The organism is Streptomyces sulphureus DSM 40104 (assembly GCF_000381025.1).
Classification (GTDB): Bacteria; Actinomycetota; Actinomycetes; order Streptomycetales; family Streptomycetaceae; genus Streptomyces; species Streptomyces sulphureus.
Window position 1 is genome coordinate 104,719 of record NZ_KB905816.1, and the last position, 22,264, is coordinate 126,982.

Genomic DNA, 22,264 nt, shown 5'->3' on the forward strand with positions numbered 1-22,264 from the left:
GTCAGTGTGGGGCGGGATGCTCCTCCGGGGCACGGTCGGGGGCGATCCCCCGGTCGCCGAGCCAGCGGAACTGCTCGGTCGCCTGCGCGTGGCGGCCGGCCGCATGGTCGCCGTACGGCCAGACGCTGATCTCGCGGTGCGGCGGTGCGGCGTCGCCCGCCGTGCCGTAGCGGTTGTAGGCGGCGAAGACCGTGGACGGCGGGCAGACCGGGTCCATCAGCCCGACGCTGAAGAGCGCGGGCGCGGTGGCGCGGGGCGCGAAGTGGACGCCGTCGAAGTAGTCGAGGGTGCCGAGGACCGTCTCGGGCGGCATGCCCTGGTGGATGCCGAGGAACTCGGCGATCTCCGTGTACGGGCCCTGGAAGGCGGTCTCGGCGCCCCGGCGGATGTGGCAGAGGAACGGTGCGTCCACGAGCGCGGCTGCGACGCCGTCACCGACGAGCCCGGCGACCGCCAGCGCCAGCCCGCCCCCTTGGCTGTGGCCCTGCACGACGAGGCGGCCGGGGTCGACGGCCGGGTGGGCGCGCACCGCGTCCAACGCCCGCGCACAGTCGGTGATCAGCCGGCGGAAGTAGTGGTCCTGCGGGCTGGCGGCGCCGAGCGTCATGAAGCCCCGCACGTACTGCGGCGTCGGCACCGGGTCGGGGTCGGGGGTGGCGTGGCCCTGCCCGCGGCTGTCCACCACGAGGTGCGCGTACCCGGCCGAGGCGTACAGCAGGTGCTCGGTGTGGAGCCCGCGTCCTCCGCCGTACCCGACGTAGCTCACCACCGCCGGCAGCGGGCCCGCGGCACCCCGCGGCAACACCAGCCAGGCCGCGACGGGTTGGCCGCCCCAACCGGGGAAACGGACGTTGAGGACGTCGAGGGTGCGCAGCGGTGACTCCACCGCGCGGAACTCGGCGCCGGTGAGGCTCTCCGGGCTCTCGCCCGCCGCGGCGAGGGTCTTCTCCCAGAACTCGTCGAAGTCCTCCGGCTCGCGGACCGCGGGGCGGTACTCTTCCAGCGCCTCCAGCGGCATGTCGGTCAGTGGCATGGCGTGCAGCTCCCTCCGGCTTCCGGCGGCGGGTACCGCCGTCGGGAGCGTACGCGGTGCGCGCGTGCCCCAGCCGCCAACGGCCGCCCGGGGCACGGCGGATGACGCGGGGCGCCGTCCGAGCGAGGGGGTGCGGCGTCGCGGCGGTCCGCCGGGCCGGCCGCGCCTCGCGGTGGTACGCATGGCGGTCATGGACTGGTTCACCGATTCCGGCTACTGGCTGAGCAGGCTGCTCGTCCAGCGCGGCCTCGCCGCCGTCTACCTCCTCGCGTTCCTCGGTACGGCGCTGCAGTTCCGTGCGCTGCTGGGGTCGCGGGGCATGCAGCCGATCCCGCGGTTCGTCGCACGCGTCCCCTTCCGTGCCGCGCCCAGCCTCTTCCACCTGCACTACAGCGACCGGTTCTTCGCGGCGTGCGCGTGGTGCGGTGCGGCGCTCGCCGCCGCGGTCCTCTGCGGGGCCGGGGACGCGGTGCCGCTGCCCGTCTCGATGGGGCTGTGGGCGGTGCTCTGGGCGCTGTACCTGTCGATCGTCAACGTCGGGCAGACGTGGTACGCGTTCGGCTGGGAGTCGCTGCTGCTGGAGGCCGGGTTCCTGGCGATCTTCCTCGGAAACGCGGAGACGGCGCCGCCCGTGCTCGTCATGTGGCTGCTGCGGTGGCTGCTCTTCCGCGTCGAGTTCGGCGCCGGCCTGATCAAGTGGCGGGGCGACACCTGCTGGCGCGACCTGACGTGCCTCTCCTACCACCACGAGACGCAGCCCATGCCGGGGCTGTTGAGCTGGTACTTCCACCACCTCCCCCAGCGGCTGCACCGATGGGAGACCGGGGCCAACCACGTCGCCCAACTGCTGCTCCCCTTCGGCCTGTTCCTTCCGCAGCCGGTGGCGAGCGTCGCCGCAGGGCTGATGATCATCACCCAGCTCTGGCTGGTCCTCTCCGGCAACTTCGCCTGGCTCAACTGGCTCACGATCGTCATCGCCCTCGGCGCCGTCGACTTCACGCCACTCACCGGCGTGCGCGAGCAGGGCGGGGCGCCGCTCTGGTTCCTGGCTCTCACCATGGCGTTGACGCTGCTCGTCGCGGTCCTCAGCTACCGGCCGGCGAAGAACCTGCTCAGCCGCCGGCAGCAGATGAACCGCTCGTTCGACTCGCTCCACCTCGTCAACACCTACGGCGCCTTCGGCAACATCACCCGCGTACGCCAGGAGATCGTCCTGGAGGGGACCGACGAGGCGGAGCCGACGGGGGAAACCGTGTGGCGCGCCTACGAGTTCAAGGGCAAACCGGGGGACCCGGGGAGGCGCCCGCCGCAGTGGGCGCCGTACCACCTCCGGCTCGACTGGCTGATGTGGTTCGCCGCCCTCTCCCCCGCCTACCGGCGCGGATGGTTCGAGTCGCTCGCGCTCCGGCTGCTGGAGAACGACCGGGACACGCTGCGGCTGCTGCGCCGCAATCCCTTCCCCGAGGAGCCGCCCCGCCAGGTGCGCGCGGTCCTGTACCGCTACCGCTTCACCACGCCCGCGGAGCGCAGGGAGACCGGCGACTGGTGGCACCGCACACCGGTCCGCGAGATCCTCGGGCCGGTGCGCCTGGAGGGGTCCGCGTGACCCCGGGCGGGCAAGGGGCCTCAACCGGCGAGCGGCTCGGCGGCGAACCTCCGCATCCCCTCCGCGAACGAGACCTCGGCCCGCCACCCGAGCTCCGTCGCGATCCGCTCGGACGACGCCGTGATGTGCCGTACGTCCCCGAGGCGGTACTCGCCCGTCACCACGGGCTGCGGGCCGCCGTACGCCGAGGCGAGTGCCGTGGCCATCTCGCCGATCGTGTGCGGCTCCCCGCTGCCGGTGTTGTACGCGCGCGTCCGGCCGTCGCCGAGGTCCGGGAGGGCGCGCAGCGCGGTCTCGTTCGCCGAGGCGACGTCCTCGACGTGGACGAAGTCCCGCCGCTGCCCGCCGTCCTCGAAGACCCTCGGGGCCTCGCCGCGCTCCAGCGCCGAGCGGAAGAAGGAGGCGACGCCGGCGTAGGGGGTGTCCTTCGGCATGCCGTCGCCGTAGACGTTGTGGTACCGCAGGCTGATGGCGCGCCCTCCGGTGGAGTCGGCCCAGACGGCGGCGAGTTGCTCCTGCGCCAGCTTCGTGACGGCGTAGACGCTGCGGGGCTCGGTCGGCGCCCCCTCACGGATCGCCGAGGGCAGCAGCCGCGCCCCGCACTCCGGGCACCCCGGCTCGAACCGCCCCGCCGCCAGGTCGGCGGCGGCCCGCGCCGGGGGACGAACGGTCCCGTGGTCGGCGCACCGGTAGTCGCCCTCGCCGTAGACCACCATCGACCCCGCGAGCACGAGATCCCGCACCCCTGCGCCCGTCATGCCGCGGAGCAGCACCGCCGTGCCGAGGTCGTTCACCGAGACGTACGGGGGCGCGTCGGCGACGCCCTTGCCGAGTCCGACCATCGCGGCCTGGTGACAGACCGCGTCGACGCCTTCCAACGCCCGTGCCACGGCGCCCTCGTCGCGCACGTCGCCCTCGATCCACTCCGGTGCGGTCGTTCCCGCCCACGGGGACCTCCCCGGGGGGACGGTGTCCAGCACCGCCGTCTCGACGCCCGACTTCTCCAGCCGGTCGACAACGTGCGATCCGATGAAACCTGCTCCACCCGTGACAAGTACGCGCATGCCGGACACCGTAGGGACCCGTGCCTCACGGACGGCGCAGGCGGCTCGGCATGTCTCGGGGAAAGGCGGGGCCGCTCCGGGCCTGTCGCGGGGCGCCGCGTCAACGGTGGGCATACGGGGCGTAGTTCGATTCTTTCGGAGATCCGGTCACGGCACGTAGAAGTCAGGGGACAGCATTTCGGCGGCGCGGACGTTCTCCCGTGCACGTTCGATCAGCTTGGCGTTGCTGTACTCGGGGCTCTGGCCCAGGTCGACTCCGTGGTACTCGCGGCTGGCGTAGATCCAGCCTTCGGTGGCGGCGCGCACCTTGAGCATGGCGGGGAGGCGGGTGAAATCGTCGACGGGGGCGGGCGAGGTTTCCAGGTAACCGGAGAGGAAAGGCGCGGGGTCGGTTCCTTCCTCCACGAAACTCAACGTGCCCGCGAGGTCGAAGACATGCGGTCCGTGCATGACCTCGCCCCAGTCGAGAAGGCCCGCTTCCCGCCCGTCGAAACGGAATTCGGTGAGTCGCGGATCGCAGTGGAGCACACCGTCGGAGAGCTTTTCGGCGGATGCGGCCTCCATGCCTTCGCGGATCGCCTGCTGAATCCACTCGCGCCCTTCGAGGAACGGCTGTTCCGCCAGCAGCCAGTCCATGCGGGTCCAGACGAGCGTCTGCGGCAGCGGGGGGACGTCGCGCAGCGCCGCGTGAATCAGGCCGAGGGTGCGCCCTGCCAGCGCCAGGTCCGACGGGCTGTCGAGCTCGGGTGGCCGGCCCGCGACGTACTCCAACAGCCCCCAGCACCAAGGTCCTTGCTCGACGACGATACCGCCGTCCCGGGCCCGCCGGGGGGCGCCGGCCCGGACGCCGGCCCGCTCCGCCAGCTCCGCGGCACGCAGCCCGGAGGCGAACTTGACGGCCTGGGCTTGCGGCACTGCTTTCAGCACCACGCGCTCGCTCCCCGCTTCCAGCAGCCAGGTGTGCGAGTTGTAGCCGATCTGCCAGGTGCCTTCCGGCCAGGGAACCACCTCGAAACCCTCCGCCTCCCAGGAATGCAGCGGCAACTCCTCCAGGGACGGAGCCCGCGGCAGCGGGTCAAAGATCGGCATAGGTTTCCCCACTTTTCTTCGAGTTGCCCTCGGACCGCCGGGACGCACGGCGAGGAAGTACCTCAACCGGCAGGCGCGCGCGACTCATGGTATTTCCGTGGACCGCTCCCGGGGAAGGGAGACGGGAATCGCACGTCGGTCTACGGCGGCTAGGGGAACCCCTAGGGGCGCATAGGGGTGTCGACGGGACAACTGGGCTTGCTTGTCTGTCTGTTGCTCCCGTTCGCGGAGACGTCCCGCACGATCCGATTTCATCTCTCAGGAGAGTTCTTTCGTGGTGGAAGAAGCCCGCGACGTCCTCGTTACCGGTATCGCGCACCGCGAGGAATCCCGTTCGCTCTGGGAGACCGCCTGGCGCGCTGTCGAGGACGCCGGTGCCGTTCCCTCCCCCGCGCACCCGGTGGTCGTGTTCGCCGATGCCGGGGACCCGCCGGAGTGGACCGCGCTCCCGGGGCTGGAGCTCCGCCCGGCCTCGGGCCGCGACCCGTTCGCGGTCGCCGTCGACTGCCTCCGCGAGGAGCCGGTGGCCCTCGTCGTCGTGTACGACGAACCGACCGGCACCGCCGCGGCGCTGGCTCGGGCGACACCGGGCGCCGACGCCCACGGCGCGCTGGCCGCGCACGAGGGACGCGCGGCGCAGCTCGCCGCCCTGCGACCGCGCTCCGAGCCCAATACCCCTGGCAATTCGGCGAGTTGGTGCTCGCCGGTCCCGCTGCTCGTGTCGGGCCGCACCGAGGCCGGGTTGCGGGCGTTCGCCGGTGACCTCGCCGGCCACCTCGTCGACCATCCGGACGTCCCGCTGCCCGACCTCGCCTTGAGCCTCGCCTCCGCGCGTACGGTGTGGCCGCACCGCACGGTGGTGGAGGCCGCCGACCGGGACTCGGCGGTCACGGCGCTGCGTGCGCTGGCTGCGGGCACGCCAGGCGGAACGACGGTGCACACGGGGACCGGGACGGGAGCCGTGTTCGTCTTCCCGGGCCAGGGGACCCAGTGGCAGGGCATGGCGCGCGAACTCGCCGAGACAGCACCGGTCTTCGCGGAACGCCTGGCCGCGTGCGGGCGAGCGCTTCGCCCCCGCATGGACGTCGCGCTCGACGACGTCCTCTCGGGCGGCGTGCCGATGGACCGGGTCGACGTCATCCAGCCCGCGCTCTTCGCCGTCATGGTCTCGCTCGCAGAGCTGTGGCGGTCGAACGGCGTCGTCCCGCGCGCCATGGTGGGGCACAGTTTCGGGGAGATCGCGGCGGTGACCGCGGCAGGGGGCCTCTCCCTGGAGGACGGCGCCCGGCTCGTCGCCGCGGTGAGCAGCACGCTCGCCCTCCTCGAGGGAGAGGGCGACATGGTCGCCGTGGCGCTCGGCGTCGAGGAGCTGGAAGGGCTCGTCGACGAGTGGCGCCTGGAGTTGGAGAGCGCCGTCGTCAACGGGCCGCGGTCGACCGTGGTTTCCGGTCCGCCCGACGCGGCGGCGGCGCTGCTGGAACGTCTGGCCGAACGGGGCGTGCACGCACGCCGACTGCCGATCGGGATCGCCGGCCACTCGCGGCACATGGACCGTATCCGCGAGCGGCTGACAAGGGAGGCGGCGGCGGTCCGGCCCCGCGCCTCCGCGGTCCCCGTCTACGGTTCGACGGCGACAACGCCGCTCGACACCGCGCACCTCGACCCAGGGCACTGGTTCCGCAGCCTGCGCAGCACGGCGGAGTTCCAGCGCGTCACGGAGACGCTCCTGGCAGGGGGGCACCGCCTGTTCGTGGAGATCAGCCCGCACCCGGTGCTGGCGATGCCGATCGAGGAGACGGCCGCGCACGCCGGCACGGCCGCGACCGTCCTCGACACGATGCGCCGTGACGACGCGGGCCACGGCCGGTACCTGCGCGCGCTCGCCGAGTCCCACGCGCACGGCGCGGAGCCGGACTGGGCCACCGCGCTGCCCGGCGCTCGACGCGTACCGCTGCCGCCATACCCGTTCGACCGCGACGCGGCGACGGACGGCGAGGCCGTCCGGCTGCGGGAGCGGCTGGCCGGGCTGGACGAGGGCGGCCGGCTGTCGGCCGTGGTGCGGCTCGTCGTCGACGCGCTCCCTCTGCGGGAAGGGGACGAAGCCGCGCCGTCCGCTGACTTCGGGTCACTCGGGGTGGACTCCGCCGGGTCGCTCCGCGTCCGACACCGTCTGGTGGAGAGCACCGGGTTGCGGCTGCCCGTCACGGCGCTCTTCGACCATCCGACGCCGCACGCCCTGGCGGAGGAGATGCTGCGCATGCTCTCCGGGGCGCCGGCCGCGTGCGCGGACGAGGCGGCGGACGCCTCGCCGCCCCGGGAGGAGGCGATCGCCGTCGTGGGGATGGCCTGCCGGTTGCCGGGCGGGGTGCGTTCGCCCGCGGACCTGTGGGGGATGGTCGTCGAAGGGCGGGAGGGGGTCGCTCCCTTCCCCACCGACCGCGGCTGGGACCTCGACGCGCTCTACGACCCGGACCCCTCCCGTCCCGGCACCTTCTACCAGCGTGAGGCGGCGCTGCTCGACGGTGTCGACGAGTTCGACGCCGCCTTCTTCGGTATCGCGCGTCGGGAGGCGCTGGCGTTGGACCCGCAGCAGCGGCTGCTGCTGGAGACGGCGTGGGAGGCGCTGGAGCACGGCGGCCTCGTCCCGGGCTCACTGCGCGGCAGCCGCACCGGCGTCTTCACCGGCGTCATGCACCTGCCCTATGGCCGGCCGCCGCACCAGGCTGCGCCCGACCTGGAGGGCTACGTGGTGACCGGCACGGCCTCCAGCATGGCCTCCGGCCGGCTCTCCTACGTCCTGGGGCTCGAAGGCCCGGCGGTGACGGTGGACACGGCGTGCTCCTCGTCGCTCGTGGCGCTGCACCTCGCCTGCCAGGCGCTGCGCAACGGGGAGTGCGACGCGGCCCTCGCCGGCGGAGCCACCGTGATGGCGACGCCCGGGCTGTTCATCGAGTTCAGCAGGTTGCGCGCGCTGGCGCCCGACGGTCGGTGCAAGCCGTTCTCCGCCGATGCGGACGGCTTCGGCATGGCCGAGGGGGCGGGGATGCTGGTGGTGGAGCGGTTGTCGGACGCCAGGCGGCTCGGCCATCAAGTCCTCGCCGTGGTACGGGGGTCCGCCGTCAACCAGGACGGCGCGTCCAACGGACTGACCGCACCCAACGGCCCGTCACAGCAGCGCGTCATCCGGGCGGCGCTGCGTCATGCGCAAGTCTCCGCCGCAGATGTGGACTTGTTGGAAGCTCACGGCACCGGGACGCGGCTGGGGGACCCGATCGAGGTCCAGGCTCTGCAAGCGACGTACGGGCGTGCCCACTCCGCGGACCGCCCGCTCCACCTCGGCAGCGACAACACACACGCGGGCGTCGCCGGGCTCATCAAGGCCGTCCAGGCACTCCGCCACGAGACGCTGCCGCCCACCCTCCACACCGACCGCCCTACGAACGCCGTCGATTGGGCGTCGGGAACCCTCGGTCTCCTCGCCGCCCCCCGACCTTGGCCCCGGCACGACCGCCCGCGCCACGCCGCCGTCTCCGCCTTCGGTATCAGCGGCACCAACGCGCACGTCGTCCTGGGAGAAGGCGACCCGGCAACCGAACCTTCCACAACTCCTCCGGCGTGGACGGACGTTGCCGTGCCGCTGGTGCTGTCGGCGAAGACGCCCGAGGCCCTGCACGCCCAAGCCGCCGCGCTGCACGAACACCTGACCCGGCATCCCGACGAGCCCCTCCACCACACCGCCCGCACCCTCACCCAGCACCGCACCCACCACGCCCACCGCACCCACGCCACCGGCACCCGCGCCGAGATCCTCGACCGCCTCGCCCATCCCGGCACCGTCCAGGCCAAGCCCAGCGGAATCGCCGCTCTCTACCCCGGCCAGGGGACCCAACACCCCGCCATGGGGCAGCAACTCGCCCGGCACTTCCCCGCTTACGCACAGGCCCTGGAGGAAGCCGCCGCCCACCTCGACCCCTTCCTCCCGCAGCCTCTACGCACCCTTTTGGAGAACCCCGATCCCACGCACCACGCCCAACCCCTCCTCTTCGCCCACCAATACGCCCTAACCCACCTCTACCGCACACACGGCCTCACCCTCACCACCCTCACCGGCCACTCCATCGGCGAAATCACCGCCGCCACCACCGCCGGCATCCTCACCCTCCACGACGCCACACACCTCCTCACCACCCGCGCCCACCTCATACACCAACTCCCCCCACACGGCACCATGCTCGCCATCCAAGCCACCGAACACGCAGTCCTGAGCACCCTCACCCCCACCGTCGCCCTCGCCGCAGTGAACGGCCCCCGAGCCGTCGTCATCTCCGGCCCCGCACAAGACGTCCAGCAGATCGGCGACCTGTGGCGCCGCCGCGGCCGACGCACCACACCGCTGCGCGTCAGCCACGCCTTCCACTCTCCTCTCATGGACCCCGTCCTCGACGAGTTCAGGGAGACGGTGGAGAGCCTGCGGTTCGCCCAACCGACCCTCCCCATCGTCCCGTCGGCCGACAGCCCCCATCCGATGACGAGCCCGGAGTACTGGGTCGACCAGATCCGCAACACCGTCCGGTTCCACGACGCGGCGGCCCGGCTGCCGGAGACCGACCTCCTGCTGGAGATCGGCCCGGAGGCCACCCTCGCCGCGATGCTCGACACGGACCGCGTCGTCCTGCCCGACGCCCGACGCGGCCGCGGTGAGGTGCACACCGTGCTGGACACGCTCGCCCGTGCGCACACCCATGGCGCCTCCGTCGACTGGTCCGCGCTCCTCCCGCCCGCACCACCCGCCGACCTCCCCACCTACCCCTTCCAACGCGAGCGCTACTGGCTCAACTCGACGTCCGACACCGACACTTCACCGGGAACCGACCGACAGCCGCATCCGATGCTTCCGCTCCGCACCGACCTGCCGGACCAGGGCGGCGTGCTGCTCTCCGGCCGGCTGGCACCGGCGAGCGACCCGTGGCTGTCGCACCACGTGGTGCGAGGCACCGTGCTGCTCCCCGGGACGGGGTTCGTCGAGCTGGCGCTCGAAGCCGCTCGCGCCGTGGGCGCCGCCTCCGTCGACGAACTGGTGCTCAGCGCCCCCATGGTCTTCCCCGAATGCAAGCCCCGCGACGTCCAGGTGTGGATCGCGCCGCCGGACGAAGGCGCCGAACGTGCGCTGCACGTCCGCACCCGCGGCCCGGGAGGCGACTGGACGCTGCACGCCACGGGAACCCTGGCGGCGCGCACCGCCGACACGAGCGCCTTCACCCCGGACTGGACCGGCGCCGACTGGCCGCCCGAGGGCGCAGATCCGGTACCGGGCGACACCTTCTACGCCGACCTGGCGGCACGCGGCTACGAGTACGGCCCGGCCTTCCGCGGGACGCGCGCCGTGTGGCAGCGGGGCGACGACCTCTTCGCCGAGGTCGCGCTCCCCGAAGGCCAGCCCGAGGGGTTCGGCCTCCACCCGGCGCTGCTCGACGCGGCGCTCCACGCCCTGCCGCTCACCGGCCGCCTCTACGAGGGCGACGAGGTGCGGCTGCCGTTCTCGTTCAACGGTGTGTCGCTCCTCGCCGCCGACGCCCGACGGCTACGGGTGCGGGTACAGACGGCGCGGTCGGGCCCGGGCGCGGCGGCCGTCAGCATCACCGACTCCTCGGGAACCCCCGTGCTCGCCCTGGAGTCGCTGACGCTGCGCCCCCTGGAACAGGGGCAGTTGGAGGCGTCGAGGCCGGTCGGGCGGTTCGCCGTCGCCTGGGAGCGGCTGCCCGACACCGGGGCGGCGTCCGAGGTGCCCGGCACCTGGCTCGTGCTGGGCGACCCGCCTCCCGGCCTCGACGCGGTGTTCCGGCACCTCCTCACCCCCGCCTCCTGGGACCGCTCGACCGCCCCCGACGGCGTCCTGGTCTGCGCGGGGCGCGCGGAGGAGCTGCTCGTCTGGCTCCACGAGGTATCGGCGCTGACGGCTCCCGTCTGGTGCGTCACGAGCGGCGCCGTAGGGGTCGGGGTGGACGATCCCGAAGCCGACGTGCACGCGGCAGGGGCGTGGGGGCTGGGCAGAGTCGCCGGGCTGGAACTGCCCGAGCGGTGGGGCGGCCTGATCGACCTCCCGGCGGAAAGCGGCGAGGCGTCCGGGCGGCTGCTCGCCGGGGTCCTCACCGGGGGCGGCGCGGAGGACCAACTCGCCGTGCGGGACGGAGCGTTGTGGGCGCGACGCCTGGTGGCGGCGCCTGCGCCGCCCGTCGCCGCCTGGGAGCCGAAGGGCACCGTGCTGATCACGGGCGGGACCGGCGGGCTCGGCGGCCACGTCGCGCGATGGCTGGCGGCCCGCGGCGGCACGGAGCGCCTGGTGCTGCTCTCCCGGCAGGGCCGGGCGGCGCCGGGCGCGGCGGAGCTGCTCGACGAGTTGACCGCGGCCGGCGCCTCGGCCGACGCGGCCGCCGTCGACGTCACCGACCGCGCGGCGCTTTCCGCTCTGCTCTCCGCGCTGGAGTCGGAGGGTGCGCCCGTCCGCAGCGTGGTGCACGCCGCCGGGATGGTGAGCGAGGTGCCGCTCCGTGAGACGAGCCCCGAGCAGCTCGCTTCCGAGACGGCCGCCAAGGTGGAGGGCGCGCTGCTGCTGGACGAACTGCTCCCGGAGCTCGACGAGTTCGTCCTGTTCTCCTCGATCTCCGGTATCTGGGGCGCCGCCGGGCAGTCCGGGTACGCGGCGGGCAACGCCTGTCTCGACGCGCTGGCGCGGCGGCGGCGCCGCCGGGGCAGGCCGGCGACGGCGCTCGCCTGGGGCCCGTGGTCGGGCGGCGGCATGCTGACCGAACGCGACGAGCGCGAGCTGCGCAGGCGCGGACTGGCTCCGCTGCCGGTGTCCGCCGCGCTGGACGCGCTCGGGCGGACCGTCGCGGCGGGCGGGGACGCGGTCGTCGTCGACGTCGCCTGGCCGCGGTTCCTGCCCGCGTTCACCGCGGCACGGCCCAGCCCGCTGCTGGCCGGGTTCGGGGAGTCGCCGTCCCCGCGGGCCCGGACGGCCGGCGAGGGGTCGCTGCGCGAGCGGCTCGCGGGCCTGCCGGAGGACGAGCGCGACGCGGCGGTGCTGAGTGTGGTCCGCGCCCAAGTGGCGTCGCTCGTCGGGGAGTCGGACCCGGAGCGGGTGGACCCGGAGCGGGCACTCAAGGACATCGGCTTCGACTCCCTGATGTCGGTGGAGCTCCGCAACCGGTTCGCCGACCTCGTCGGCGGCAAGCTCCCGGCCACCCTCGTCTTCGACCATCCGACGCCGCACGCGCTCGCCGCCCACCTCCTTACGCGGCTCGCCCCCCGGGAGCCGGACGACGGCGCGCTGCTCGACGCGTTCGACCGCGTCGAGACCGCGGCCCTGTCGCCGTCGACGGGAAGGGAGCAGCGCACCGCGCTCGCCGCCCGTCTCGACGCGCTGCGGGAGCGGCTGGCAGAGCTCGACGCGCAACCCGTATCGGCCACGAGCGCCCTGGAGTCGGCGAGCGCGGACGAGCTGATGCGGTTCATCGACTCCGAGTTCGGGACACCCGAGCCGCCGTCCTCCGGTAGGTGCACCTCATGACAGACGAAAGCCAGCTCGTCGAGTACCTCCGCAAGGTCACCACCGACCTGCAGAAGACGCGCTCGCGCCTGCGGGAGGTCGAAGGGCGCGACAGCGAGCCGATCGCGGTGGTGGGGATCGGCTGCCGCTACCCGGGCGGGGTGCGCTCGGCCGAGGACCTGTGGCGGGTCGCGGCCGAAGGCCGGGACGAGATCACCGGGTTCCCCACCGACCGGGGCTGGGACGTGGCCAACCTCTACGATCCGGACCCCGAGGCGGTGGGCAGGTCGTACACCCGCGAAGGCGGCTTCCTCACCGGCATCGACCTCTTCGACGCGGAGTTCTTCGGCCTCAGCCCCCGCGAGGCACTGGCGATGGACCCGCAGCAGCGGCTCCTGCTGGAGACGACCTGGGAGGCGCTGGAGCACGGCGGCCTCGTCCCCGGCTCGCTGCGCGGCAGCCGCACCGGCGTCTTCACCGGCGTCATGCACCACGACTACGGCGGGCGGTTCCCACGGACCCCCGAGGGGTTCGAGGGCTACCTCCACACGGGCAGCGCGGGCAGCATGGCCGTCGGCCGGGTCTCCTACCTCTTCGGGCTGGAGGGCCCAGCCGTGACGGTGGACACCGCATGCTCCTCGTCGCTCGTGGCGCTGCACCTCGCCTGCCAGGCGCTGCGCAACGGGGAGTGCGACCTGGCGCTCGCCGGCGGCGTCGCGGTGATGGCGACACCGACGTTCTTCGTCGAATACAGCCGCCAGCGGGTGCTCTCCTCAGACGGCCGGTGCCGTTCGTTCTCGGACGACGGTGAGGGCACGGGGTGGTCCGAGGGGGTGGGGGTGCTGGCGGTGGAGCGGTCGTCGGACGCACGGCGGCTCGGCCACCGGGTCCTTGCGCTCGTGCGGGGATCGGCCGTCAACCAGGACGGTGCGTCCAACGGGATGACCGCGCCCAGCGGTCCCTCGCAGCAGCGCGTCATCCGGGCGGCGCTGCGTCATGCGCAAGTCTCCGCCGCAGAGGTGGACTTGTTGGAGGCCCACGGCACCGGGACGCGGCTGGGGGACCCGATCGAGGCGCAGGCTCTGCAAGCGACGTACGGGCGTGCCCACTCCGCGGAACGTCCGCTCCACCTCGGCAGTCTCAAGTCCAACATCGGCCACACCCAGGCCGCCGCAGGCGTCGCCGGCGTCATCAAGGCGATCGGGGCGATGCGTCACCGCACGCTTCCGGCGACCCTCCACGCCGAACGCCCCTCGACCGAGGTCGACTGGACGCCCGGCACGCTGCGTCTCCTCGTCCGCTCCCAGCCGTGGGAGCCGGCTCCTCATCCGCGGCGCGCAGGCGTCTCCTCGTTCGGGATGAGCGGCACCAACGCGCACGTGATCGTCGAGGAGGGCGACCCGACACCCGACGAGCCGCCGACGGCGCCGAGTTGGGCGGAGACCGCCGTGCCGCTGGTGCTGTCGGCGAAGACGCCCGAGGCCCTGCACGCCCAAGCCGCCGCACTGCACGAACACCTGACCCGGCATCCCGACGAGCCCCTCCACCACACCGCCCGCACCCTCACCCACCACCGCACCCACCACGCCCACCGCACCCACGCCACCGGCACCCGCACCGAGATCCTCGACCGCCTCGCCCATCCCGGCACCGTCCAGGCCAAGCCCAGCGGAATCGCCGCTCTCTACCCCGGCCAGGGGACCCAACACCCCGCCATGGGGCAGCAACTCGCCCGGCACTTCCCCGCCTACGCACAGGCCCTGGAGGAAGCCGCCGCCCACCTCGACCCCTTCCTCCCGCAGCCTCTACGCACCCTTATGGAGAACCCCGATCCCACGCACCACGCCCAACCCCTCCTCTTCGCCCACCAATACGCCCTCACCCACCTCTACCGCACACACGGCCTCACCCTCACCACCCTCACCGGCCACTCCATCGGCGAAATCACCGCCGCCACCACCGCCGGCATCCTCACCCTCCACGACGCCACACACCTCCTCACCACCCGCGCCCACCTCATACACCAACTCCCCCCACACGGCACCATGCTCGCCATCCAAGCCACCGAACACGAGATCACCACCACCCTCGACTCGGCCGACCCCGACCAAGTGAGCATCGCCGCCGTCAACGGACCCCGAGCCGTCGTCATCTCCGGCACAGAGAAGAACGTCCAGCAGATCGGCGACCTATGGCGCCGCCGCGGCCGACGCACCACACCACTGCGCGTCAGCCACGCCTTCCACAGCCCTCTCATGGAACCCGTCCTCGACGAGTTCGCCGCCGCCCTCGAAGAGCTCACCTTCCACGAGCCGACCGTCCCCGTCGTCCCGACCGCCGACAGCCCCCATCCGATGACCAGCCCCGCCTACTGGGTCGACCAGATCCGCAACACCGTCCGGTTCCACGACGCGCTCGTCCAACTCCCGGCCGACGACCTCCTCCTGGAGATCGGCCCGGACGCCGCGCTCACCCCGCTCATCACCACGGGGCACACCGCTTTCGCCAGCGCCCGGCGGGACGAGGACGAGACCGGCTCCTTCCTCCGTTCCCTCGCCGACGTGCACACCCACGGCGCCTCCGTCGACTGGTCCGCGCTCCTCCCGCCCGCACCACCCGCCGACCTCCCCACCTACCCCTTCCAACGCGAGCGCTACTGGCTGAACTCGGCGCCTCCGGAGGGCGCGGGCAGCGACGCCGTCGACCACCCGTTCCTCACCGGCGCCACGGAACTGCCCGCCGACGGCGGCCTGGTGCTCAGCGGCAGGGTCTCCCCCTCGACCGACCCGTGGCTCGCCGACCACGCCGTCGCGGGCAGCGTCCTCCTCGCCGGTACGGGGTTCCTGGAGCTCGCCTGCACGGCCGCACGCCGCGCGGGGTGCGGGCACCTCGGTGAACTGGTCGTCGAAACACCGCTGTTGCTGCCGGCGACCGGCAGCGACGTGCAGGTGTGGGTGGCCGCGCCGGGAGACGGCGACCGGGACCTGGTGATCCGCTCCCGGGACGGGGACGGCGACTGGGTGGTGCACGCGACGGGAACGCTCGCCGAGTCGGTCGACCGGACGGCCGACGTCGGGTGGGCACGCCCGTGGCCGCCTGCGGAGGCCGAGGAGATCCCCGTCGAGGAGCTCTACGAGGAGCTGGCCGCCCGCGGCTACGCGTACGGGCCCGCCTTCCGCGGCCTGCGCGCGGTGTGGCGGTCGGAGGGGGAGACGTACGCCGAAGTGGCCCTCCCCGCGGGCTGCGAGGACACGCGCCTCGCCGTCCACCCCGCGCTGCTGGACGCCGCGTTGCACCCGTTGGCCGTCGGCGCCTCCCGCGACATCCGGTTGCCGTTCGTCTTCGGCCCCACCACCGTGCACTCCCCCGGCGCCCGCGCGCTGCGCGTCCGGCTCCGGACGGCTGCCGGGTCCGTGCGGCTCGACGCCGTCGCCGACTCGGGGGAACCGGTGCTCAGCACCGAGGGGCTCGTGCTGCGCACGGTGGACACCGGCCGGCTGGCCGCCCGCGTGCCCGCGCGGGTGGACGCGCTGCGGCACGAGGTGACCTGGCAGCGCGTCGCCGACGTCCCGTCGCCCGAACCGGCCCCCGGCACCTGGCTGGTCCTGTCGACGGCGTCCGCCGCGCCCTCGTGGAGCGCGGCCCCCGTCGAGGACGCCGTCACCGTCGACTTCGACGGGGAGGAGGGACGCGCGGAGCTCGCCGCGCGGCTGCCCGACGGGGAGTTCGCCGGTGTCCTGTGCTTCGCACGGCGCCCGGTGGAGCTGCTCACGGCCGTGCAGGCGCTCGCCGACGCAGGGGTGGCCGCCGGGGTCTGGTGCGTCACCCACCGCGCGGACGACGACCCGGATGCCGCGGCCGTGTGGGGCCTCGGGCGGGTCGCCGCACTCGAACTGCCCGACCGGTGGGGCGGGTTGGTCGACGTGCCGGAGGAGCGCACCGACTCCGCCGCCGTCCGCCTGGCGGGGTTGCTCTCCGGCGGCAGCGACGAGGACCAGGTGCGCATCGCGGACGACGGCGTCTTCGTACGCCGTCTCGTCGCCGCCGCGCCGGCAGGCGAGCCGGACGGCTGGGAGCCCTCGGGGTCGGTGCTGATCACCGGCGGAACGGGGGCGCTCGGCGCCCACGTCGCCCGCTGGGTGGCCCGACTCGGCGGCTGCTCCGTCCTGTTGGTCTCCCGCCGGGGCCCCGAGGCGCCCGGCGCGGCGGAGCTGGTGGCGGAGCTGGCCGCCTGCGGCACACCGGCACGCGCCGTCGCGGCGGACGTCGCGGACCGGGAGGCGGTGACCGCACTCGCACGAGAGGCGGCCGCAAGCGGTGCGCCCGTCCGTGCGGTCTTCCACGCCGCGGGGATCGGCGCCCAGAAGCCGCTGCTGGAGACCGGGCACGAGGACCTGCGGTCCGTCATGGCGGCGAAGGCCGAGGGCGCCCGGGTCCTCGACGAGGTGTTCGCCGACGCCGAGTTGGACGCCTTCGTGCTCTTCTCCTCCGTCTCCGGCACCTGGGGCGCGGCCGGCCAGGCGGGGTACGGCGCCGCCAACGCCGCACTCGACGCGGTCGCCGCGCGGCGACGGGCACGAGGGCTGGCGGCGGCCTCGCTCGCGTGGGGCCCGTGGGCCGGCGGCGGCATGGTCGACGCCGAGCGGGAGCGGCAGCTCCGCCGACGCGGCCTCGTGCCGCTGCCCGTCGCCGATGCCCTTGCGGCGCTTGCCCGTTCGGTCGCGCTGGGCGGGGACGGCGTGCTCGTCGACGCGGCGTGGCCGCGGTTCCTTCCGCTCTTCACCGCGGCGAGGCCGGCGCCGCTCTTCGCGAAGTTCCTCCGCGGCTCCGAGGAAGCGCCGGAGACGGCCGGACGGTTCGCCGCCGTCCCGCCCGCCGAGCGGGAGCGGGACCTGCGGGAGCTGGTGCGGGCCGAAGTCGCCGCCGCCATCGGCCAGTCGGACCCCACCCGGGTCGACCTCGACCGTCCGCTGCACGAGCTCGGCTTCGACTCCCTCATGTCCGTCCGGCTCCGCGATCGGCTCGCCGCGGCGACCGGCGTCCGACTCCCGGCGACGCTCGCCTTCGACCACCCCACCTCCACCGCGCTCACGCACCACCTGGAATCCCTCCTCGCCCAAGCACCCGACGAGGAGCGGCGGGCCGCGGCCGCGCCGGCGTCCGCCGCGGAGCCCGTCGCGATCGTCGGCATGGCCTGCCGCTACCCGGGCGGGGTCGCGACGCCGGAGGACCTGTGGCGGCTCGTCGCCGAAGGACGCGATGCCGTCACCGGCTTCCCCACGGACCGCGGTTGGGACCTGGCCGGCCTCCACGCCCCGGACCGGGAGCGGACCGGTACGGCCCACGCACGGGAGGGCGGTTTCCTCGACGACGTCGCCGGGTTCGACGCGGACTTCTTCGGCATCCCCCCTCGCGAGGCCCTGGCGATGGACCCGCAGCAGCGGCTCCTGCTGGAGGCTGCCTGGGAGGCCGTCGAGTCCGCCGGGATCGTCCCGGAGAGCCTGCGGGGCGCTCGGGCCGGGGTCTTCGCGGGGGTGATGTACAACGACTACTACTCCCGGCTCGGCGGCATCCCCGACGGCCTGGAGGGCATCCTCGGCCTCGCCAACAGCAACAGCGTCATGTCGGGGCGCATCTCCTACCTGTTGGGGCTGGAAGGCCCGGCGGTGACGGTGGACACGGCGTGCTCGTCCTCGCTCGTGGCGCTGCACCTCGCCTGCCAGGCGCTGCGCAACGGGGAGTGCGACGCGGCCCTCGCCGGCGGAGCCACCGTGATGGCGACGCCCAACATCTTCGTCGAGTTCAGCCGCCAGGGCGGGCTCGCACGGGACGGCCGGTGCAAGTCGTTCTCCGCCGAGGCGGACGGCACCGGCTGGTCGGAGGGCGTGGGCGTGCTCCTCGTCGAGCGGTTGTCGGACGCCAGGCGGCTCGGCCATGAAGTCCTCGCCCTCGTACGGGGCTCCGCCGTCAACCAGGACGGCGCGTCCCACGGGCTGACCGCACCCAACGGCCCCTCGCAGCAGCGCGTCATCCGGGCGGCGCTCCGGCAGGCGGACGTCGACCCCGCCGACGTCGACCTCCTCGAGGCGCACGGCACGGGCACGCGGCTGGGCGATCCGATCGAGGCCCAGGCCCTTCAGGCCACCTACGGGCGGGACCACACGCCCGACCGCCCCCTCCACCTCGGCAGTCTCAAGTCCAACATCGGCCACGCCCAGGCCGCCGCGGGCGTCGCCGGGCTCATCAAGGCCGTCCAGGCACTCCGCCACGAGACGCTGCCGCCCACCCTCCACGCCGACCACCCCACACCCGAGATCGACTGGAGCCCCCGCACCCTCCACCTCCTCACCGGGCCCCAGCCCTGGCCCCGCACCGGCACCGCCCGCCATGCCGCCGTGTCCTCCTTCGGCATCAGCGGCACCAACGCGCACGTCGTCCTCGAAGAAGGCGACCCGCTGCCCGCGCACACGCCGGCGCCGGAGTCGGGGCGGCCGGTACCGTTCGTCCTCTCCTCCCGCACCCCCGGCGCACTGCCCGCTCAAGCGCGGGCGCTGCGCGCACACCTGGCGGCGCACCCGGAGTTCGCGCCGCAGGACGTGGCGCGGGCGCTCGCCACCGCCCGTTCGGCGTCCGCGCACCGGGCCGTGGTCGTCGCCGCGGACCGGCAACAACTGCTCGACGCGCTCGGTGCACTCGGCGAGGGCCCCGACGCCGTAGCCCCCGCCTCCGTGCGGACCGGGACGGCGCGACCGGGGCGCACGGTGCTGATGTTCCCGGGGCAGGGTTCGCAGTGGGCAGGCATGGGCCGCGAACTGCTCGCGGAGAGCGAGGTGTTCGCCGCCTCGCTCCGGGAGTGCGAAGAGGCGCTGGCACCTTTCGTCGAGTGGTCGCTGCGGGACGTGCTCGCGGACGGCAGCGCCGCCGCGGCGCCCGTCGACGTCGTGCAGCCCGCGCTCTTCGCGGTGATGGTCTCGCTGGCAAGGGTGTGGCAGGACTGGGGCGTCCCCGTCGACGGGGTGGTCGGCCACTCGCAGGGCGAGATCGCCGCCGCCTGCGTCTCGGGGGCGCTGTCCCTCGGCGACGGCGCGCGGGTGGTGGCCACCAGGTCCCGCCTGCTCGCCGAACTCGCGGGCACAGGCGGGATGGTCTTCGTCGGCCTGCCCGTCGACGAGGTGCGGCACCGCCTCGACGGCAGGCTCTCGCTCGCCTCCGTCAACGGTCCGGGCTCCGTCGTGGTGTCCGGGCCGGACGACGCGCTCGGCGAACTCGTCGCGTCCGCGCGGGCCGACGGCGTCCACACCCGTCGGGTCGACGTCGACTACGCCTCGCACTCCCCCGCCGTCGAGGCCGTACGCGACCGCCTGCTGACGGAACTCGCCGGGTTGGCGCCGCGGGAGGGCGCGATGCCGCTCTACTCGACGGTGACGGGCACCCGGCTGACCGGCAGTGAGCTGGACGCCGAGTACTGGTACCGCAATCTGCGCGAGACGGTGCGGTTGGAGACGTCCGTCGAGGCGCTGGCGGCCGACGGGTTCGGGTTCTTCGCCGAGTGCAGCCCGCACCCCGTACTCACCGTCGGCGTGCGGGAGACCCTCGACGCGCTCGGCGCCGAGGGCACGGTCCTCGGCACGCTGCGGCGGGAGGACGGCGGGACCGAGCGGCTGCTCCGCTCCCTGGCGGAGGGGTACGTCGACGGGCTGCCGGCCGACTGGCACCGGGTGCTCGGCGCCGGCGGGACCGTACCGCTCCCGACGTACGCCTTCCAGCACGAGCGCTTCTGGCTGGACGCGCCCCAACCCGCCGGCACGGCGGGCGCGTTCGCCGCGGACTCGCGGTTCTGGGACGCCGTGGAGCGCGAGGACCTCGGAGAGCTGGCGGCCGAGCTCGGCGGGGGCGAGGGGCTCGCCGAGGCGCTCCCCGCGCTCGCGGCCTGGCGCCGCCGCAGCAGGCGGCAGGCCGACCTCGACTCGTGGCGGTACGAAGTGGCCTGGCACGCGCACCCGGTCCCCGAGGGACGCCCTGCGGGCCGGTGGCTCCTCCTGACCAGCCGCACGCCGGAGGCGGAGCGGGTCGGTTCCCTCCTCGCCGACCGCGGCTTGGCGTGCGTACCGCTGACCCTCGGCGCGGACGACGCCGACCGGGCCGCACTCGCCGCCCGCCTAGACGGGGCGGCCGGCGGAGAGTACGCAGGCGTGCTCTCGCTGCTGGGACTCGACGAGCGGCCGCACCCGTCGCTGCAAGGACTGACGACGGGGCTCGCCCTGACGGTCGCCGCGGTGCAGGCGCTCGGCGACACCGGCGTCAACGCCCCGCTGTGGGCGGTCACGTGCGGAGCGACGGACGTCGACGAGGCGCCGCTGCACCCGGGCCGGCACCAGGTCTGGGGGCTGGGGCGGGTGGTCGCCCTGGAGCACTCCGCACGGTGGGGCGGCCTCGTCGACCTCCCCGAGGAGCCGGACGGTCCCGCCGCCGAGGCGCTCCTCGGCGTCCTCGCCTCCGGCCACGACGAGGACCAGTGGGCGATCCGCGGCGCCGGAACGCGCGTACGCAGGCTCGTCCGCCGCTCTCCCGCAGCGCCGCGCGACCCGTGGCGTCCGTCGGGCACCGTCCTCATCACCGGGGCCGGCGGCTCGCTGGGCCCGCACCTCGCACGGTCGGTGGCCGAGCGCGGGGCGTCGCACGTGGCCCTGGTGAGCAGGCGGGGGGCCGCCTCTCCAGGCGTCCCCGAACTCCTCGCCGAGCTGCGGGAGTCGGGCTGCCGGGCGGAGGCGTACGCCTGCGACGTACGGGACCAGGAGGGGCTGCGCACCGTGCTGCGGGACCTGGCGGACACCGGCCGTCCGGTGACGACGGCGGTGCACGCCGCCGCCCACCTGGACATCGCCTCGCTGGAGTCGACGACGCTCGGCCACTTCGCGGAGGTGGTGGACGCGAAGGTCGCAGGCGCCGTCCACCTCGCCGAGCTCCTCGACCCGGCACACCTGCGCGAGTTGGTCCTCTTCTCGTCGATCGCCGGGGTCTGGGGCAGCGCGGAACACGGCGCGTACGCCGCCGCCAACGCGTTCCTCGACGCCTACGCGGAGCGCTGCCGCGCCGACGGCCTCCCCGTCACCTCGGTGGCCTGGGGCATCTGGGACGAGCAGATCACCAAGGACCGCACGGACGCCGACCTCGTCGTCCGCCGCGGGCTGCCGTTCCTCGACCGCGCCACGGCCTTCGAGGGCCTGTACCAGGCCATGGCGACCGACCGCGCCTTCCATGTGGTCGCCGACGTCGACTGGGCGCGTTTCCTACCGGTGTTCACCTCCGTACGCCCCAGCCCCCTCCTCGCCGACCTGGCCGAGCCCGCCCGCGAGCAGGCACCGGAAACGTCGGGCGCCGCCGAGGGTGCCGGGCTCCGGGAGCGCCTGGCGGCCATGGTTCCGGCGGACCGCGAGCGCACCGTGCTCGACCTGGTGCGGCGGACCGGCGCCGTGGTACTCGGGCGCGGCACGGGCGAACGGCTGCCGGCCGAGCAGGAGTTCCGCCAGGCCGGCTTCGACTCGCTGCTCTCGGTCGACCTCCGCAACCGCCTCAACCGCGCCACCGGACTCGCACTGCCGCCGACGCTCCTCTTCGACCACGCGACCCCGACCCGCCTCGCAGCCCGCCTCCTCGACGAGCTCTCCGACCGCCGCGACGCCCCCGACCTCCTCACCCGACTCGACCTGATCGGCACGGAGGTACGGACGCTCCCGACGGACAACGGGACGGTACGGCGGCAACTGGCGTCCCGCGCGGAGGCGTTGCTGCGCACCCTGCGCGGCGGTGCGGCCGACGAGACCCGGGACCTGGAGTCGGTCGACACCACCGAGGAGCTCCTGGACCTCCTCGACAGCCGGTACGGCGAGTCGTGAACAAGCGGCGGCGTACGGCGGACGGAAGGG

At 74.2% G+C, this 22,264-nt stretch carries 6 protein-coding genes and 2 pseudogenes; 5 read left to right on the plus strand and 3 right to left on the minus strand.

The genetic code is table 11. The annotated features are described in order from the left end of the window. Position 1 precedes the first annotated feature (1 nt). Positions 2-1,033, minus strand: a complete 1,032-nt coding sequence (locus F603_RS0112455; RefSeq protein ID WP_019546336.1) for an acetylxylan esterase — start codon at positions 1,031-1,033, stop codon at positions 2-4. A 181-nt stretch (positions 1,034-1,214) separates the two neighbouring features. On the opposite strand from F603_RS0112455, the gene F603_RS0112460 reads away from it, so the two are divergent. After that, positions 1,215-2,639: a lipase maturation factor family protein gene (locus tag F603_RS0112460; protein WP_019546337.1), complete on the plus strand. Its 1,425-nt coding sequence runs from the start codon at positions 1,215-1,217 to the stop codon at positions 2,637-2,639. Positions 2,640-2,659: 20 nt separating this feature from the next. Here the strand turns inward: F603_RS0112460 and F603_RS0112465 are convergent, their stop codons facing one another. After that, positions 2,660-3,703: an NAD-dependent epimerase/dehydratase family protein gene (locus F603_RS0112465; protein WP_019546338.1), complete on the minus strand. Its 1,044-nt coding sequence runs from the start codon at positions 3,701-3,703 to the stop codon at positions 2,660-2,662. A gap of 147 nt (positions 3,704-3,850) precedes the next feature. Then, positions 3,851-4,792, minus strand: coding sequence for a phosphotransferase enzyme family protein (locus F603_RS0112470; RefSeq protein ID WP_019546339.1), 942 nt, complete (start codon positions 4,790-4,792; stop codon positions 3,851-3,853). 277 nt (positions 4,793-5,069) lie between these two features. Between F603_RS0112470 and F603_RS0112475 the strand changes: the two genes are divergently transcribed. From F603_RS0112475 to F603_RS36510, 4 genes and pseudogenes are all read left to right on the plus strand, one after another. Next, on the plus strand, positions 5,070-12,359 hold the full coding sequence (locus tag F603_RS0112475; protein ID WP_019546340.1) for a type I polyketide synthase: 7,290 nt from the start codon (positions 5,070-5,072) through the stop codon (positions 12,357-12,359). Further along, positions 12,347-14,776: pseudogene (locus F603_RS36500) on the plus strand (type I polyketide synthase); the annotation flags it as partial. The gene F603_RS0112475 and the pseudogene F603_RS36500, both read left to right, overlap by 13 nt. Before the next feature lie 279 nt (positions 14,777-15,055). Then, positions 15,056-15,820, plus strand: a pseudogene (locus F603_RS36505) (polyketide synthase dehydratase domain-containing protein); the annotation flags it as partial. 441 nt (positions 15,821-16,261) lie between these two features. Next, positions 16,262-22,234, plus strand: coding sequence for a type I polyketide synthase (locus F603_RS36510; protein ID WP_425426975.1), 5,973 nt, complete (start codon positions 16,262-16,264; stop codon positions 22,232-22,234). The last annotated feature ends 30 nt before the right edge of the window (positions 22,235-22,264 follow it).